The following is a 16,673-nucleotide window of genomic DNA, read 5'->3' on the forward strand; positions in this document are numbered from 1 at the left end:
TCCTGCGGGCCGGGCGCTCAGCCCGCCTCGACCCGGACGGGCACCGATTTCGAGGCCGGCGTCTTCGACAGCTCATCATGGTGGCCGATCGGGACGAGCACGTTGCACTCGGGATAATAGGACGCAATCGTCCCGCGCGGCAGTTTGTAAGCGGTCAGCGTCAGCCCGCCGAGGCGGCGATCCTGGCCAACATCGTCGTCGGCGTCGACATCAGTGACCAGCGTCACGCGCTGACCATCGTGGAACCCGCGCTCTGCGATATCCTCGGGGCTCATCAACACGATATCGCGCGAACCCTCCAGCCCGCGCAGGCGGTCCGAATAGCCGTAGATGGTCGTGTTGAACTGGTCGTTCGATCGCATCGTGATCAACCGGTAGCGACCCGGCGCATCCTTGAACCCGAGCGAATTCAGCTGGCCTGGCGTTGTGAACACCGCCTTGCCTTCGGGCGTCTTCCAGATCCGCTCATGCGCGCCATTGCCTCGGTAGAAGCCGCCAGCCTCATACATCCGCGCGTTGTAATCGCGAAAGTCGTCGGGATAGGTGTGTTCGATCAGGTCGCGGACGAGCCCGTAATCAGCTGTCCATTCATCCCATTTCAACCCGGGCGACATGGCGACCGTGGCCTTTGCGATGCCGGTGACGATCGCGAGCTCGCTTTTCACCATGTCCGACACCGGCGCGGTATGACCGACCGACGCGCTGATCATCGAGAAACTGTCTTCGGTGGTGATCGACTGGTTGCCGGTCGCCTGTTCGTCGACCTCGAACCGGCCCAGGCACGGCAAGATGTACGCCTGCTTAGCCGGAAAAAGATGGCTGCGGTTGAGCTTGGTCGAGATCATCACGGTCAGATCCTGCGCCGCCCACGCCTGCTCCATGCGCTTCTGGTCGGGCACAGCGCGGACGAGGTTGCCGCCAAGCGACACGAACGCGCGGACCTCGCCCGCGAACATACCCTCGACCGCCTCGACAATGTTCATGCCGTCCTTGGTCGGCGGATCGAAGCCGAACAATGCCTTGAGCTTGTCGAGCGGCACGAGCTTGACCTTTTCGGCGATCCCGACGGTGCGCTGGCCCTGCACGTTGCTGTGCCCGCGCACCGGGCAGCAGCCCGCACCCGGCTTGCCGATGTTGCCGCGCAGCAGCAGCAGGTTGACCAGCATCGCGATGTTGAGCGCGCCGTGCGTGTGCTGGGTCAGACCCATGCCGTACACGCCGATCACCTTTTCGGCGGCAATGTAGACGGCACCGGCGTCACGCAATGCCGCCTCGGTCAGGCCCGATTCCTGCTCGATCTCGGCCCAGGTCACGTCGCGGCACGATTGGATGAAGGCGTCGAAACCGGTGGTGTGCTGCTTGACGAAGGCGTGGTCGATCACCTCGGCCTTGCCTGCCGCCCGGGCCGCGTCGTCGGCCTCGACCACGCACTTGCACAGCCCGAGGATCGCTGCGACGTCGCCACCCGCCTTCAGCTGATGATATTGATCCGATATCTTGGTCTCCTTGCCGGTCAGCATCGCCGCGGGGCTTTGCGGATCGACGAACGACACCAGGCCCTGCTCGATCACCGGGTTGAACGTGACGATCTTGCCGCCACGATCCTTCAGGTCCTTGAGCGGATGCAGGAACCGCGGGCTGTTGGTGCCGGGATTTTGCCCGAAGAAGAAGAACGCGTCGGTTTCAGCAAGATCGTCCCAGACGATCGTCCCGACCGGCGAGCCGATCACCTTGGTCAGCCCGACCGAGGTCGTTTCGTGACACATGTTCGAGCTCTGCGGCAGGTTGTTGTTGCCGTAGGTCCGCGCCAGCAGCGCATAGAGATACGAGGCCTCAAGTCCTGCGTGGCCCGACGCGTAGAACACCGCGCTTTCGCGATCGATCGACTGGAGCGTCTTGCCGATTGCCGCAAACGCCTCGTCCCAGCTCACCGCGACATAGCGGTCGGTCGCGGCGTCGTACCGCAGCGGATGCGTCAGCCGCCCGGTCTTTTCGAGATCATGATCCTTCCAATCGCGCAGTGCTGTGACCGAGTGCCCCTCATCCTGCCAGAATTCGGGCGTGCAACGATCCTTGGTCAACTCCCACATCGTCGCCTTGGCGCCGTTCTCGCAGAATTCGAACGCGGAATAATTGGCCGGCTTCGGCCATGCGCACGACACGCACATCACGCCCTTTGGCTTGTTCAACCGGCCGAGGCTGCGCACCGCCCCACCCGCGGGCCAAGTCTCGCCAAAAATCTGCGAGATCCCCTTCATCGAACCCCAACCGCCTGCTGGACCGGTGTCGTGTGGGAGGTCCTTCTGGTCGGTCATCGATACGGTCCTTCATTCGGTTCAGATGCCAGCCCGTACACTCCCGGGGGTCTAACGTTGAAACGCCAATGGCGTCCAAGGCTCAAAGAGCCCACCCTGTTCCCACGAATAATCTTGGCAGTCGCATCAGACGTGACGGGCTCATAGTGATCAGAAATTTGGCAATTAGGCAAAGCATTCGAACATTCTAATGAAATTGTTAGAATGCGCTCCAACCTGCTCTGCAAGCCCCCTCAGCGCCTTAATCGGACTGGCCAGCGGCTGCCGCTGCAGATTTCTGTCAGCGAGAAACTTAGCCGCCGTACCTTGCTGGGCTGAGCCATGGCGGTAGTTGCGTCACCGAAGCCTACGCGCGGTTAAGCAACAGTGCTTCCGGTCTAGCTGACCCATAAGCCGCCGGTAATCGTGCATTTCCAGCTTCCCGAAATCGACCGTTCGTCCATGTTGGCCGAGCGGCCGCTTTGAGCACGATCCTTAAGTCGGAAGGCGGCAGCTGACGCTCATATCTTCTTCTGCCAGGCGGCTTGCCGGTAGCGACATGACAAAGATGATAATGGCTCGTGTTGAAGCTCGCGCCGATACGATCGGAAGAGATTCAAAAAGGGTAACGCGATGGCGAACGGCAGGTGCGTATTGGTGAGCGGCGCTGAGAGTGGGATTGGCGCGGCGTGCGCGATCGCTTTCGGAGCGCTGGGCGACAAGGTGGTGGTGCTGTTCCACGATGCCCATAACGACGGAAGCGAGACCGTCGCCAAGGTGAAGGCGGCAGGTGGCGAGGCGATTGCGGTCCAGTGCAACGTTGGCGACGAGGCATCTGTGGAGGCGGCATTCGCGGAAGCGGAGGAGGCGTTCGGGCTCGTGAGCGTGCTGGTCAACTCTGCTGGAATCAACATGGCGGGTGTGCCGGTGCGGCAAATGACGATGCCGCAATGGCAGCGCATGCTCGATACTGACCTGACCGGCGCGTTCCTTACCTCGCGCCGGTTCGTCCGAGACCGACCCGCGAACATGCCGGGTGCGATCGTCCACATATCGTCGATCCACGCCTATGCGGTGCGCGCCGGCGGGGCGGATTATTGCGCGGCCAAGGGCGGCTTGACCAATCTGATCGAGACGCTCGCGATCGAGGAGGCGCCCAACGGCATCCGCGTGAACGCGATCGAGCCAGGTATGATTCTAACGCCGATGAACAAGCGCGCGAGCGCCGATCCTGTCTATCGAAAGACGATGGAACAGAACATCCCGATGGATCGGGCGGGAAGGCCTGAAGAGGTCGGCGATCTCGCGGTGTTCCTGGCCTCGGACAAGGCGTCGTACATCACCGGCGCGCAGATCGTGATCGACGGGGGCCTGTCGCTGATGCAGGCACTCGGCGCATGATCGGGGGCAAGCCCGCGGCCCCCTCCTCGGCGGCCGGCGCCACGAACCAGTCTGAGATCGCGCCCGGCGTGCCAATCGTCCGGTCGCGCCTGCCCGCCGACAGCGTGACCGGCGACCGCAAGGTACTGGTCTATCCGTCGTCCAACGCGGTCGATTTCAACGTGCAGGAGTTGCAGGACATCCACCTGATGGGGCCGCCGCTACTCATGGCGCGCGACCTCATGAGCCCGTATGTCTGGCTGGAGCCGGACGGCCGCTTCGGCATCATGGTGCGCGCAGTGACGCAGCCCGGCGAGCCGATGACCGACACGGGCATCATCTGGGCCGGCTGGAGCGACGACGGCGTGCATTTCGCGATGCTCGACCAGCCTTCAATCGTGCCCGGCGCCGTCGGCGAAAAGGATGCGGGCGGGGTGGAAGATCCTACCGTGGTGAAGATGGAGGACGGCAGCTACGTCGTCTATTATACCGGCGTCGAGGCCGACTTGGCGCATAGCGAGATGTTCTATGCCGCCGGGCCGAGCGTCGACAAACTCGCGAAGAGCGGCGTTGCGATTGCCTCCACAAAGTCGCTCGGCAACACAAAGGAGGCGACCGTCTATCGCGAGAAGGATGGGCGGTGGAGCCTGTTCTACGAATATGCCGCCGACGAGGCGAGCCGTGTCGGCCTGGCGATCGGCCCCAAGGTGGATGGGCCATGGGACGAGCAGCCGACGCCGTTCATGCCGCGCGAGGATGGGTGGGACAATTGGCACCTTTCGACCGGACCGATGCTGCTCGATGATCCCGAGATGCCGGTGATGTTCTACAACGGCGCGACCCACGACGCGCGCTGGCGGATCGGCTGGGTGGCATTCGACCGCAAGCTGACGCGCGTGATCGACCGCTGCATCGAGCCGCTGATCACCCCGCCGCCGGTACCCGACCGGACGGCGAGCGACATCGCTTTCGCCGCCTCCGTCATCAGTCGAGACGGCGAAATCTGGCTATACTATTCCCTTGAGGACCGGCGTTTGTCGCGAGCGAGGCTGAAGCGTAGCTGAAATCAGTTCGCGAACATGGAAGACTCATATCAGAAAGACACCTTTCAGGGCGAAAGGCGCGACAAGCCCCAATCGTAGACGCTCAAGGCCTAATATTCGTCCCCCAACACTCGCCATTCGTTCACCCCGGTTTACCGCCTTCAGCTCAGCTCCAGAATCCGATGTTGCCTCGCTTCTGAGCATCTCGTGTTGAAAGCCGGAGATAGCTGCTGAAGATTTCTGAAGGGCCGCGTATACTCAGGCCCGGCTACGGCTACTAACGATCCGGGAGGACCGATGCGTTTAGCGTTACTTGCTTTCCTGCTGCCGGCGAGCATGGCCGCTGCTCAGACCGCCCCCCCGTTGGCGACGAAGGGCCATCCCTTCACGGCACTGCCGAGCGCAGACGGCCTGATTGTCACGGTTACTTCCAACGGACGGCCGGGCAGCGAAACAGGCCTGCTGGTCTTTTCTGGGCCATCCCCCACCAGATTGACATTTCGCTGCCTTCAGCCCGTCGATGCGCCGCAGGTGATGGGCTTGGCAACCACGCCCAACGGCAAATCATTGATTGTTGCGGCAGGTGACGCAGGCGTGTTCCTGTTTGACCGTACAGCGGTGTCAGCGAGTTGCAAGGCCAAGGGTGTAGCCGTGCCGCTCGGCAGTAAATCATCACGGCAGGGTAGCCTGGATGTCGCGGTCACGTCCGACGGACGCTTCGCCTTCGTCGCCAACGAGTATGGGGTGGCGGCTAAAGATGCAGGGGGACACGACGTTCGGGGCAACGTTGGAGTGCTCGCCTTATCTTATGACGAGAATGGCGTTCTCGTAGGAGGCAAGCTGGTTGGCCGGATCGCGACGGGGGGCGCTGCGGTGGCGGGAGTAGCCCTTTCACCTGACGGTCGGCGGCTTTACGTGACCAGCGAAGTGGCAAAGCCGGGTGCACGAGCGGCCAATGGGCGGATGCCAGCTCTCGCCCATGGTGGCTGCCGGCAGGGCGACGGACCAGAGCAGCCCTTCGGACTTTTGTCCGTCGTCGATGTTGCGAAAGCCGAGCAAGGCGGTGTCGATGCGGTAATCTTGGCCAGCGCGGCGGGCTGCTCGCCGGTACGAACGGTGGTCTCACCGGACGGGCGAACGGTATGGGTGGCGGCTCGTGGTGACGATAAGGTGCTCGCCTTCTCATCTGCTCTTCTGGAATCCGACCCTGCGCACGCGTTTATTGGTGCAAGGGACAGTGGCGGAAAGGCGCCGGTCGGACTGGCACTGTTCGCGGACGGCAAACGCTTGGCGGTGGCGAACTCTAACCGGTTCGCAGGGGCGAAGGCGACTGGCAACCTCGCTTTGCTCGATTCGTCGCCGAGCGGGTCGGCTCCAACGACGATCTTGGCGGCAACTTACTTTCCACGCTCAATTAGCGTCGCCGATGGCGATAAAATGCTGTTTCTTACCGACTACAATGGTGGGCAGGTGCAGCTTATCGTGCCTCAATGACGGTTCAACAGGATCCAATCCCGGTCACTCGCAGCGTGCTTTCGGCTTCCCAACAGTGGACGTTGGATCATCTTCCAATGATGCTGCCGAACTAACGCAAACCGCTACCCTCGTGCGCCCCATCGAAATGTCTGCCTCGCTGATTTTACCAAGAGTCGCGAAAACGGACGCTCGATCGAGTTGAGCGCGCTGTTGGGTGGGCTTGGCGACCGGGAGGACTCTTGCAGTTCATCCACCGCGAGCGGCTCGTAATCGGTCGATTCTTTGATGTCCGAGGTTAGGTCTTATCTGAATGGTTTTACGCCGAAACGCGGAACCCATTTTACGATTGTCCGGTCGGGCGGATTGATGAGGCGGTCGCGATTCTTTGGCTGTCTGATAAGAAAGCGCTGAGGCGGCTTCCCCCAGAACTTCATCTTTACCTTCTCGGCGTAGGCCAATCGTATGGGCGGCGAGACATCAAATCAGATCGCTACGAAATCGGTTATCGCGACATCTGCCGGCTATTTTGTCGTCGCAGCAGCGACCGTTACAACCACCCGCTTCGACGGTGGAGTGGCTTTCCTCTGGGTTGCTACTGCTTTCCTCATCGCGAGGCTGGCAACGCTGAGGCCAAGCGCTTGGCCCGCGCATCTGCTAGCTTGCGGAAGCGCGGGCGCGGCGGTGACCGCGCTATTCGGACTTGGCGGAGCAGCGGCGGTGCCACTGGCGATCATCAACCTCTCCGAAGCCGTCATCGCCGCCACGTTGTTAAGACATATCCAGATACCGAAGCATCCGCTGGAGTCGATGCGCTGGCTGGCGGGCTTTGTCATTACAACCGGGATGCTCGCGCCTGCCGTGAGCGGCGTCGGCGGTGCGTCGGTTGCTTCGATCGTAATTGGCGCAGACTTCAGCGCGTCATTCGCGAGATGGTTCGCGGGCCATTCGCTTGGGTCGCTGACGTTTACGCCCGTATTCATGCTCCTCTTCAGACATGACCTCCGTGGGTGGATCAGGGCAACGACTCGCAAGCGCGCAGGGGAGACGGCAGTGCTGCTGTTTCTTGTGGTTGGCACGAGCTTCGCCGTCTTCGATCAGGACAGCATGCCGCTCCTGTTTCTGCCGTTCCTTCCCGTGATCTTCGCTACGTTCCGTGGCGGGGCGCTTACGGCCGCCATGTCGGTCGTTCTCCTGACAATTGTCGGATGCAGCCTTACCTTGCAAGGTTTGGGACCGATCAGCCTGCTGCATGGGACAATGGGCGACCACATGCAGTTTCTCCAGTTCTATCTCGCCGCGACTGTACTGACCGTGCTGCCAATCTCGGCCGACCTCGCGAGGCGCACTAACCTGATCCGCGAACTGCGAGACAGCAAGGCGCGCTATCGCATGTTGGCCGACAACTCGACGGACATTATCCTCAATCTCGACGTCGATGGCCGGGTCCGCTTCGTTTCGCCATCCATAACGCAGTTGGGCGGGTTCGAGCCTTCGGACCTTGTGGGGCAGAACGCTGCGCTGCTCGTTGTTCCGGAAGATCGCCCGTCAGCGGCCAAGTCGCACATTCTGACGCTGTGCAGTGGCGGCGCGATGGTAAGTTTCGAATACCGAGCGCTCACCGCAAACGGCGCTGAACGATGGTTCGAGACCCACAGCCGCGCAGTGTGCGACGACGCCGGGGCCGTGGAAGGCGTCGTCAGCGTGCTTCGCGACATATCCGACCGCAAGGTGATTGAGGCGCAACTGTTTCACGCAGCGTTGACTGATCCCCTGACCCAGCTTCCTAACCGCAGAGCATTCCAGCTGGAACTCGACAGGCTAGTCGAAAACACGGAGCTGCAGCCGTTGTTCGGGTGCGTCGCCATTTTCGACTTCGACCACTTTAAACATGTGAACGACCACTATGGACATGAAGCGGGCGACCGCGTGCTACGTGAATTCGGACGCATCGCAATGGCGACTCTGCGGGGCGACGACGTCGTAAGCCGAATCGGGGGCGAGGAGTTCGCCGTCCTCCTTCGGCACTCTTCGCTCGATCAGGCAATGATCGTCTGCGAGCGGCTACGAGTTGCCATCGCCGAGATGGTAATCGTGGTCGACGGGCGCCCTGTGCGCGTGACGGCTAGCGGCGGGCTGGCCTCGATCGACGTTTCAGGCGCAGAGGAGGTATTACGCGGCGCGGATGCGGCGCTCTATCAGGCAAAAAGGGACGGTCGAAATCGGCTGCGGCTAGCGGCGTGATGAAGCAGCTGCGTTTTCTCTGCATTGAGGACGACGCACTTAACCGACGGGTCCTTAGCGACATGCTGCACGTGGCCGGAGGAGTGACCGACGAATGCGTGAGCGGCGAGGACGGCCTTGCCCAGCTTGACGCCAAAGACTTCGACTGCGTTCTGGTCGATTTGCGAATGCCCGGCATGGATGGTCACACTGTTATTGAGCGCATACGCGGGCGGGGCGACGCGAAGGCGGACATTCCGATTGTAGTAGTCACTGCGGAGGGTTCGGGGCCTGGCACGGCCCGCTGCTTACGCTCTGGCGCCGACCGAGTCCTCGGTAAGCCGGTCGTCATGGACGAGCTGTTCAACTGCATCGGCGAGATGCTTGGCGCTGGAGGCGCGCTCATCGTGTGAATTGCCACCATTAACCGCGCCACAGATGGGCTGAGACGGTGCTACTTTCAGCAAACGCCTGCGCAACTGTAGCCCGCGTCGCTAGCTGATTGTCGAACACCAATTCGTCCGCGGACCGCTTTTCCTCAAAACGTCCTCGCTTTGTGCTTTCGTTATTCCAGCCTCTCCAGGCTGCCACGACTTAAGCCAAGACGCGCGTAAGAGGTCAAAGAATTGGCCTCAGGAAACCCACCTTTGGACATGTGGAAACACGCCGCTGCCTCCTAAACCCAGCCGTTCGTTCATATCTTGATCTGCTGTGTTTGTTCCAAAGGTGTCTGGTTCGTGATCTCTTTCATTCTTCCGGATCGGCCTTGTGACGACGCTTGCAAGGGCACCCCGCCTGCTTCGACGGGCGCGCCATCGCTACCGTTCGAGATAAGGGGTCAGGCCTGCTGCCGCGTGGTGTCCCGAAATTCGGTCGCCGCGAGATCGAATAGTTTCTGTGTGACAATAACTGCGGACGGCGCATTCGGCGCCGTAGCGTCCGCACCGACATCTTGGGCAAGCGCCGGATTCGCCGTGAACATTGGCCCGCCCACCATGATGCCGACCGTCTGATTGCGAGACTCTCGACGTATCTGCGCAATCGTGGTGCGCATGCTCTCGAGTTGGCGTTCCGACCCCGCCGTCAACCCGACAACCGCGAACCACGTGTTCTTGGCGATGTCGGCGATGTCCTCGGACGTTCCCTCAAGCTCGGTCCGAACCTGCCAACCGGCAGCCAGCAGGAACCGCTCCACAATCCTGACCCCGAAGGAATGCTGGTTGCCCGGCGTCATTACCATCAGGACATGGCGACGCTCGTCCAGCGACGATAGGATATGGGTGTCGTTGAAGATCGCGAGCAGCTTCTGCAGCCGGGCAACGCCCAAGGTGACATCAATGAAATAACACTCGTCACGGTCCCACATCTCGCGGAGTAGGCGGGCGGTGGGCTCGAGCAGCTCGAGGAACAAGGTCTCCATCGAAAGTCCGCGATCGCGCAGGATCAGCACGTACGCGGCGGCTGCATCCAGATCTCTGCCGAGCACGATGTCCGCGAGGCCGGTGATGTCGGCGCTCGTCGGGGCCAGCGTCTTGATAACGAGCGTGACTGGCGGGGCAGCCGGAACGGCCTCGGCGTGCAACCTAAGCAGCCGCGGGACGATCTCGTTCGATACGATTCGCGCCAGCTTCGCGTGGCGCTCAGCGACGTCTTCCCGGCGATAAATCTCCGGAGCGATGAAGTGCGTCTCAAGCCGTTTTAAGCTGTGACGGTCGATTGCTGGTCTCGCTAACGCCCTACTCGCCGGCCCCATGAGGTTTCTCCGCGCTTCGTTCTTGTGACGATAGCAATATCTCAGATCAACACATCAGACGGCAGGTGTCGATACCTTACCTTGCCGCGGCACCGCCACCCGGAGCGTCAAGGGCACGGCGCGCAGCTTCATACGGATCAATGCAAACCTCATCTTGACGGTAGCTGGGCGGCATTAATGCTGTTTGGCCAAGCTCAGGATCGAGAGCGATGAAAGCACGGAGCGCGCGTCTAGGTTGGTTCATCGCGGTCGTGCCGATCCCCTGCCGAACGGCTAGGGCCAAATTCGTTTATGGCGGATCACCCGACGTTGGCCAGCGGCTTGCCATTGCCGAGAGAACGGAAATCTAGTCCCGGCGGCCCATCGCAACTCCAATGGGCGGCTAAGACAGCCGGTCGTCAACGCACGCCAAAAACGCATCCCTCCGCTGGCGCTTCGGACGATCATCAAAGCGGTCGCGCATGCCTCGCCCAAATTGGCGATGGTTCAAGGTCTGCGAGGCTGTAGTAGTCGGATAGGCTGTTGATCTACACCGGCTCAGTATTGGAGCGTGACATGAAGACGCACAACATTCTTGGCTGGGGCGCTCTTGGGCTTGGCCTTGCAACGCTCGTGACCGGAGGGTTGGGCTTGTACGAACGAAATCTCGAACAGCCTGATTATACAGTCGTCGAGAAAGACGGTGCGTTCGAGCTGCGCGATTATGCCGCCATCCTCGTGGTGGAAACCGCCGTCCTCGCCGAGCGGAGCGTCGCACTCAAAGCGGGATTTCAACGGCTGGCGGAGTATATCTTCGGCAACAAGCGCGAAAAGATCGCAATGACCGCGCCAGTGTTATCGGACCGCGCGATGGATGCCTGGCGCACGCGCTTCGTGATGCCTGCGCGCTTCACCGCAGCGACGTTGCCCGATATGCCCGACGGCGTCACCGCTGCAGAACTCCCCGCGCGCCGGATGGCGGTGGTCCGCTTCGCCGGCCTCGGCAGTGGCACAAGGCTCGCCGAACAGGAGATGCGACTGCGAGAGTGGTTGTCAGCGCGGGGCCTCGAAGCGACCGGCGATGTTGTGATTGCCTTCTACAACTCGCCGTTCGTAGCGCCGCCGTTTCGGCGCAACGAGGTGATGATCGCGGTAGGGTGACGGCCGGGTTGGTGTGGCTAACCGCTGCGGCGTAACCCGCCTCAAACTCTGCTTTTCCGTCGTATTCGGGCCTTGCGGAAAAGCCGTCGTTCGCCCGGAGCAGGGATCGGGCTCCTATGCTTCCTTACACAAATGAAAAAGAGGCGCTAACCTGCCGCTGACCGACCGAACCGCCCAACCTGCCCGGCATAGACAAAGCGAGCTAACCTATGTTCGACGAATACGGTTTTCCACGCGACCCTTACGTGGATGATGCCGCGCCCACGCTGGCGACTTTCGTCTACTGCAGTCGTGCCGCCGAAGGCGTCGACGACGCTGAGGTCGGCCGCATGGTCGAGTGGGCGCAACGCCGCAACGTCGCCCGCGACATCACCGGGGTGCTGGTTTTCGGCAGCGGCGTCTTCTTCCAGTGGATCGAGGGCCCGCCCGCCGAGGTTGAGACCCTGATCGTGAGCCTTCATAGCGATCCGCGCCATAACGACATCGTCGAACTGGACCGGTGTGTCGAAAAGCGCGAGCGTCTGTATCCGAATTGGCAGATGGAGCTGGTCGGAGCCGACGACATCCGCACGGTGCTGCAGGACGCGCTTGAGGATGCCGAAGATGAAAACAGCATTGCGGCGCTAAAGCGTATTCTCGCGCACCTTGCTTCGGGGCCTCTGGATACACTTGGGCGAACTTAACTCAGTCAGCTAATGGAGGCCTCGAACCAAATTCCCAGAGGGCCGAACCGGCAGAAGGGCCACAGGGCACCTCTGATAAAGTGCGGCACGCTCTTAGCTGCAGACTTTGCTCTGACCGAAACAGACGGCTCGCAATTGGCCCGGAGAGGTCATCGCCAAGTCATCCGCGAAACGGTTGCGACGAGGCTGGTTGCGGACAGACCGGTCGTGGTCGGCGACTTTCGAATAGCTGCCGTCAGTTGACCAAGTTGTAAAAATTAAATGACTCAATTCTATCCAATCGCACGACCCATCGCGGTCGAAGCGGGCACGTTCGACGCGCGCAAATAGTGCCGATGAAACGACCGAGATCACAAGGCTTCGACGAAGTGATTAGCGGCCGGCACGACCCATTTGTGGACGCTCACGCCGCCATTTGCGCCCCCCAACTTCCGCCATTCGTTCACCCCGTCGTCGGCCGGTTTCAGGCAGGCCAATTTCGCGGATGAACGGCATGACCTGGTGGTGAGCGGTCCGACCGCTTTCGGGACCCACCATGCGGAGACCGATCAGACGGCCACGACCTCGGTCGTCTGCCTTCATCACGCCCATGCGCACAGATGAAGCTAAATAGCCCGATCAGGATATTGTGTAAACACAACGTATGGCTATATTCGCACTGTGAATAACCGAATCGCCTTGTTTCGCAGCGACCGCTCGGTATCGCGCCGAGAGCTGGCGGAGGCAGTCGACGTCAACCCCCAGACGATCGGTTATCTCGAACGTGGCGACTATAATCCCAGTCTCGAATTAGGCCTGAAGATCGCCGCCTATTTTGACGTGCCCGTCGATCTCATCTTTTCGCTCGCCCCCTTCCCATCGCTCAGCGAGACGCTGCGGGCGGGACCCAATCCTGAGGACGCCGCATGAGCTACCGCGACGGCTATGATTTCCGCAAATGGTATGCTGGCAGTATGCGCAAGCGCCCACGGCGCTATTGGGTACGGTGGGGGCTGACTGCCGGCCTCGTCTTCGTCCTGGCAATCCCCGTTTTCGCGATGCTTGGCATCGGCGAGCGGAGCGCCATCGTGCCCAATGTTATGCCCATGAGCATGTTGCTGTTCATCAGTTCGCTCTGCTCGCCCTTCAGCCGAGAAGCGTGGCTCAGCCCGCGTGGCTTTGCCACCTACGACGAGTTCGAACGCAATGCGCTGTCGGAGGCGATGCGCCGTGCTTACCTGATCGACGTCTTCACAGTTGGTGCGGTGTTCCTGTGGCTGGTGGCGGCGAACCGCGCCGGCTGGTCGATGCCGATGACGAGCGGGCAATGGGGCGCCATCGGCTTTGCCACCGTCATGACGATGCTGACACTGCCTATCATCTTCGCCGAATTCATGGTGCCCATGCCCGACCCGGAGGATCAGCCCCTATGAGCCGCAAGACCCTCCTAGAACGGCTTGACGATCTGGTCGGTTGGACTGGAATACCTGCGCTCAGCCAACAGCCACTTCGTCGCCGACCATTACGTTGGCCAGCGACGCTCGCGCTGGTACTAGCCTTCGGCGGCGCTGTGATCGCAACGGCGCAGGGTATCGTCAGCAACGGCTATTGGATCGGTTACGCTGCCCTGATGACGGGTTTTGCGATCGGCAATTTTACGAACATTTTTGGTCCGCTAAAACCTCCCGCTTCGCTTGTCGAACGTGTCGACGAGTGGGACCGGGCTGTGCGATCACAAGCCTATCTCGTGACCTTCGGCGTTTTTGCAGCGACCGTCTTCGTGGGCCTGTTTGCGATATTGTGGGCCCTCGCCGTCGCGCCCACCTCATTGTCAGCCAGGCCGATCTTGATCTTGCTGTTCCTGTTGATGACTATCCTGACCACGACCCCTACCGCCTATGCAAGCTGGCACTGGCGCTGGGACGATGAGCGTTGATCGAGCACCGTTTGTTCGCGCCCGTGCAACGATCGCGGCAACGGCATTCTTGCTAAGCCCACGATCGCCCGCGATCGATCAATAGCGGTGGCCTTCGGCGCTGAGCGCCAGCACCTTCGGAGCGTGCCGGTCGGGAGGAAGGCGGGCGATCGCCGGACTGTCACCCGAGCTTGCGCTCCCGCTGCGGCCAGGGCGGACCGGATAGCGGGCATTTCGTGATGCTCGATTCGCATGCCGCCTTCGACGCCGCGCTCGACCGCCTCCTCAGGGAGCAGCAGGCGCGCGCCTGTGACGCAACTAATCGCCATCCGGGATGCAAAACTTTTGATTTTCGCATCAGCGGAAGGGCAGGTTTTTAGACTGAAAGTTCGGTCTGCAAAGGTTGGCCTGGAACGACCGCCTTATGGGCGACAGGGATCCGGCGGCTTTGCGGCAGCGACGACCCAGTTGCGGTCATTCGCGGCGGCTTTGCCCATCTCCAACTATGGACACTCATTCATCGGCGTGACGACGGCGTTGTGACGGAAACGGCTGGGTTGGGAGCGGGTATCGTTGCCAAGTTCAAACCGGCGCGCGTTACGTGGCCCTCGGCATACAGAGGGTCGAGCGTCTTCGGCAGGTCTGACAAAACCGGCAACAGCGATGGAGCCGGTAATGCTAGCGGACGGTCAACGCCAATAGCAAGGATCGGGGCCTCTGCGTTAGAATTTGCTCTATGCCATACGCTTGCAATGTTTTGCGCTATAGCGACGGTGATGATCACCCGCCTTCTTGCGCCGCTCGCCGGCATCGCACTTGCCCTTGCTCCCGCGCCAGCTTTTGCCTGGGGCAAAACTGGTCACCGCGTGGTTGGCGCTATCGCCCAGAGGTATCTTACTCCTCGGGCTGCTGTGGGCGTAAAGCGTATACTTGGCAGCGAAACGCTCGCCGAAGCATCCAACTGGCCTGACTTTATGCGGTCCGATCCGAGCGACTTCTGGCAGCACACCGCAGGGCCTTGGCACTACGTCACCGTGCCCAAAGGCAAGATGTACGTCGAAGCAAGTGCCCCGCCCGAGGGCGACGGCGTGACGGCACTGGCGCGTTTCTCGGCAACGGTGCGCGATCCCAACGCTAACTTGGCGGACAAACAGCTCGCACTGCGCTTCATCGTCCACATCGTTGGCGATCTGCAACAACCCCTTCACGCCGGAAACGGCACTGACAAGGGTGGGAATGAGGTGAAGGTCACGTTCGACGGCAAGCCGACCAACCTTCATGCAGTATGGGACTCTGGCCTCATCGATGACGAGCAATTGTCTTTCTCTGAAATGGCAAGTTGGTTGCGCGACCGGATTACGCCCGCGGATCTAAAGACCTGGTCGACCACCGACCCCACCGTCTGGGTGGCGGAGAGCGCGGCGTTGCGCGACCGTATTTACCCCAGCCCAGGCGAAACCAACCTGTCCTATCGATATGTCTTTGATCACAAAGCCCAGATGGAGCTTAGGCTTGAACAGGGCGGTGTCCGGCTGGCAGCGTACCTTAATCAGCTGTTCGCCCCCGCCAAACGCGGCTAGCCATTTGTCGACGCAGAGCTTGATCGGTCCTTCCTTAATTCGGACCGTACTCGCCTCGTTGATGACCTGGTCCCGCTGAGGCGGCGGTTTCCTCAGAGATAAGACCCATTTTCGGCCGCTCAGGCGCTTTTCGTCGTTTTCCGAAACCAGTCGTTAATTCACGATTTCGAGCGGCTCAGTCTGTGGATAGGCGTCGAAACGGGACCCCTTCTTTTGGCAGGAAAGCCACTGCGATCGCTTGATATTATAGTGTTTAAAGGGGCCCCAATCGGCGCCGATCGGGACCCCTTCATGACCTAAACTTTTAAAAAAATACAGGCATTCGCCTGGCTCGAAGCGGGGTCGCGCTTTCGGCGCCGATCGCCATGCCGGGGTCCGGTTGATCGCAACAGTTGACTTAATGATTGGGCAGCTGGTGAGGGCCGGAGGCCCAGACCCAAAGATCGACGTAGTTAGCTAACGCTCAAACGTGGGCTCGCGACCGCCGACGCGCTCGCTGTGAAGCGCTGCGCGACAGCATATGAGGGTCGGCCGCCGTCAGACCCGGCTCTCCAATCCGTGGAACCCAAAAGCCTCGATCGCGGCCATCAGCCGAGCCGCAGTCAAGCCTTTCACGTCCGGCGCCCATTTGGCGAGCCATATTAGCATACCGAGCAGGAGCTGTACGACCAAGGTCGTCTCGCACGCGACGATGCTTCCATCATCAATTCCGCGGATGATGACGCCCTCTAGCATTGCGCGCAGCCGTTCGGCCCATGTGGCTATGGTCTCGCGCTGCATTGGCTCGAGATAGGAGTAGTCGCCGAAATACAATTGTGGACCGTTCACGTAGGAATCTTCGACCAGCGCGGCGACGAAATGCCTGATCTTTGCAATGCCATCGCCCTCGAAAGCATCGGACTCGCGAATCAACCGTTCGAAGCGCTCAAGCGAGCGGACGTGGCATTCGTAGACGAGTGCCTGCTTATTCGGGAAATAGTAATACAGGGTCGCATCACGCAGATCGAGGCTTGCGGCGATGTCGCTCATCGTCGCAAGCGCAAAGCTTTTGGCATTAATAATCTCAATGGCGGCGCGGATGATCGAGTCCCGCTTTTTGGCGGACTTTCGACCCCTGGCGCGTGGTTTGCCCTCAGCGATCTCTGAACTGGCGATCTTTAAATCCTCTGCGATCCGGTCGTGGCGCGGACTGTCAATAACGCGACCTAGG

At 60.9% G+C, this 16,673-nt stretch carries 15 protein-coding genes; 12 read left to right on the plus strand and 3 right to left on the minus strand.

Annotated features, from left to right (window positions below):
* Positions 1–17 precede the first annotated feature (17 nt).
* Positions 18–2,315, minus strand: coding sequence for an FdhF/YdeP family oxidoreductase (locus E2E30_RS12885; RefSeq protein WP_133190413.1), 2,298 nt, complete (start codon positions 2,313–2,315; stop codon positions 18–20).
* 612 nt (positions 2,316–2,927) lie between these two features.
* On the opposite strand from E2E30_RS12885, the gene E2E30_RS12890 reads away from it, so the two are divergent.
* From E2E30_RS12890 to E2E30_RS12910, 5 genes are all read left to right on the plus strand, one after another.
* A complete protein-coding gene (locus tag E2E30_RS12890) occupies positions 2,928–3,695 on the plus strand; it encodes an SDR family NAD(P)-dependent oxidoreductase (protein ID WP_206365578.1) in 768 nt (255 codons plus the stop codon).
* Positions 3,692–4,738, plus strand: a complete 1,047-nt coding sequence (locus tag E2E30_RS12895) for a glycosidase (RefSeq protein WP_133190415.1) — start codon at positions 3,692–3,694, stop codon at positions 4,736–4,738. Before E2E30_RS12890 ends, E2E30_RS12895 begins: the two co-directional genes overlap by 4 nt.
* A 276-nt stretch (positions 4,739–5,014) precedes the next feature.
* Positions 5,015–6,211, plus strand: a complete 1,197-nt coding sequence (locus tag E2E30_RS12900; protein ID WP_133190416.1) for a beta-propeller fold lactonase family protein — start codon at positions 5,015–5,017, stop codon at positions 6,209–6,211.
* A 444-nt stretch (positions 6,212–6,655) separates the two neighbouring features.
* The gene (locus E2E30_RS12905; protein WP_133190418.1) at positions 6,656–8,434 is read left to right on the plus strand and encodes a sensor domain-containing diguanylate cyclase; all 1,779 of its coding nucleotides are present in this window, start codon (positions 6,656–6,658) and stop codon (positions 8,432–8,434) included.
* The gene (locus E2E30_RS12910; protein WP_206365579.1) at positions 8,434–8,826 is read left to right on the plus strand and encodes a response regulator; all 393 of its coding nucleotides are present in this window, start codon (positions 8,434–8,436) and stop codon (positions 8,824–8,826) included. The genes E2E30_RS12905 and E2E30_RS12910 overlap by 1 nt, the downstream gene beginning before the upstream one ends.
* Before the next feature lie 425 nt (positions 8,827–9,251).
* On the opposite strand, the gene E2E30_RS12915 is transcribed toward E2E30_RS12910, so the two are convergent.
* Positions 9,252–10,166, minus strand: a complete 915-nt coding sequence (locus E2E30_RS12915; protein WP_133190420.1) for a cobalamin B12-binding domain-containing protein — start codon at positions 10,164–10,166, stop codon at positions 9,252–9,254.
* Positions 10,167–10,688: 522 nt separating this feature from the next.
* On the opposite strand from E2E30_RS12915, the gene E2E30_RS12920 reads away from it, so the two are divergent.
* The 7 genes from E2E30_RS12920 (at position 10,689) to E2E30_RS12945 (ending at position 15,463) form a co-directional block, all read left to right on the plus strand.
* On the plus strand, positions 10,689–11,306 hold the full coding sequence (locus tag E2E30_RS12920) for an SOUL family heme-binding protein (protein ID WP_133190422.1): 618 nt from the start codon (positions 10,689–10,691) through the stop codon (positions 11,304–11,306).
* Between the two features lie 209 nt (positions 11,307–11,515).
* Positions 11,516–11,989 carry a BLUF domain-containing protein gene (locus tag E2E30_RS12925; RefSeq protein ID WP_133190424.1) on the plus strand — a complete coding sequence of 158 codons (474 nt, stop codon included), beginning with the start codon at positions 11,516–11,518 and terminating at the stop codon, positions 11,987–11,989.
* Positions 11,990–12,649: 660 nt separating this feature from the next.
* A complete protein-coding gene (locus E2E30_RS12930; RefSeq protein WP_133190426.1) occupies positions 12,650–12,898 on the plus strand; it encodes a helix-turn-helix transcriptional regulator in 249 nt (82 codons plus the stop codon).
* Positions 12,895–13,401, plus strand: a complete 507-nt coding sequence (locus tag E2E30_RS12935; protein WP_133190428.1) for a hypothetical protein — start codon at positions 12,895–12,897, stop codon at positions 13,399–13,401. The genes E2E30_RS12930 and E2E30_RS12935 overlap by 4 nt, the downstream gene beginning before the upstream one ends.
* On the plus strand, positions 13,398–13,904 hold the full coding sequence (locus E2E30_RS12940; RefSeq protein ID WP_133190430.1) for a hypothetical protein: 507 nt from the start codon (positions 13,398–13,400) through the stop codon (positions 13,902–13,904). The genes E2E30_RS12935 and E2E30_RS12940 overlap by 4 nt, the downstream gene beginning before the upstream one ends.
* A gap of 215 nt (positions 13,905–14,119) precedes the next feature.
* Complete coding sequence (locus E2E30_RS20780) at positions 14,120–14,263, plus strand: hypothetical protein (RefSeq protein WP_165954515.1); 144 nt, start codon at positions 14,120–14,122, stop codon at positions 14,261–14,263.
* Positions 14,264–14,659: 396 nt separating this feature from the next.
* Positions 14,660–15,463, plus strand: coding sequence for a S1/P1 nuclease (locus E2E30_RS12945; RefSeq protein ID WP_133190432.1), 804 nt, complete (start codon positions 14,660–14,662; stop codon positions 15,461–15,463).
* A gap of 537 nt (positions 15,464–16,000) precedes the next feature.
* Here the strand turns inward: E2E30_RS12945 and E2E30_RS12950 are convergent.
* Positions 16,001–16,660 (minus strand): TetR/AcrR family transcriptional regulator, encoded by a 660-nt coding sequence (locus E2E30_RS12950; protein WP_335925471.1) that lies wholly within the window; start codon positions 16,658–16,660, stop codon positions 16,001–16,003.
* Positions 16,661–16,673 lie beyond the last annotated feature (13 nt).

It is taken from the genome of Sphingomonas sp. AAP5 (assembly GCF_004354345.1).
GTDB classification, from domain to species: Bacteria; Pseudomonadota; Alphaproteobacteria; order Sphingomonadales; family Sphingomonadaceae; genus Sphingomonas; species Sphingomonas glacialis.

Bases quoted from the DNA above. Each gene is read 5' to 3' on its own strand.
- E2E30_RS12905 (WP_133190418.1), top strand. From the start codon at position 6,656: ATGGGCGGCGAGACATCAAATCAGATCGCTACGAAATCGGTTATCGCG.
- E2E30_RS12915 (WP_133190420.1), bottom strand. From the start codon at position 10,166: ATGGGGCCGGCGAGTAGGGCGTTAGCGAGACCAGCAATCGACCGTCAC.
- E2E30_RS12925 (WP_133190424.1), top strand. From the start codon at position 11,516: ATGTTCGACGAATACGGTTTTCCACGCGACCCTTACGTGGATGATGCC.
- E2E30_RS12890 (WP_206365578.1), top strand. From the start codon at position 2,928: ATGGCGAACGGCAGGTGCGTATTGGTGAGCGGCGCTGAGAGTGGGATT.
- E2E30_RS12935 (WP_133190428.1), top strand. From the start codon at position 12,895: ATGAGCTACCGCGACGGCTATGATTTCCGCAAATGGTATGCTGGCAGT.
- E2E30_RS12910 (WP_206365579.1), top strand. From the start codon at position 8,434: ATGAAGCAGCTGCGTTTTCTCTGCATTGAGGACGACGCACTTAACCGA.
- E2E30_RS12885 (WP_133190413.1), bottom strand. From the start codon at position 2,315: ATGACCGACCAGAAGGACCTCCCACACGACACCGGTCCAGCAGGCGGT.
- E2E30_RS12895 (WP_133190415.1), top strand. From the start codon at position 3,692: ATGATCGGGGGCAAGCCCGCGGCCCCCTCCTCGGCGGCCGGCGCCACG.
- E2E30_RS12945 (WP_133190432.1), top strand. From the start codon at position 14,660: ATGATCACCCGCCTTCTTGCGCCGCTCGCCGGCATCGCACTTGCCCTT.
- E2E30_RS12900 (WP_133190416.1), top strand. From the start codon at position 5,015: ATGCGTTTAGCGTTACTTGCTTTCCTGCTGCCGGCGAGCATGGCCGCT.
- E2E30_RS12940 (WP_133190430.1), top strand. From the start codon at position 13,398: ATGAGCCGCAAGACCCTCCTAGAACGGCTTGACGATCTGGTCGGTTGG.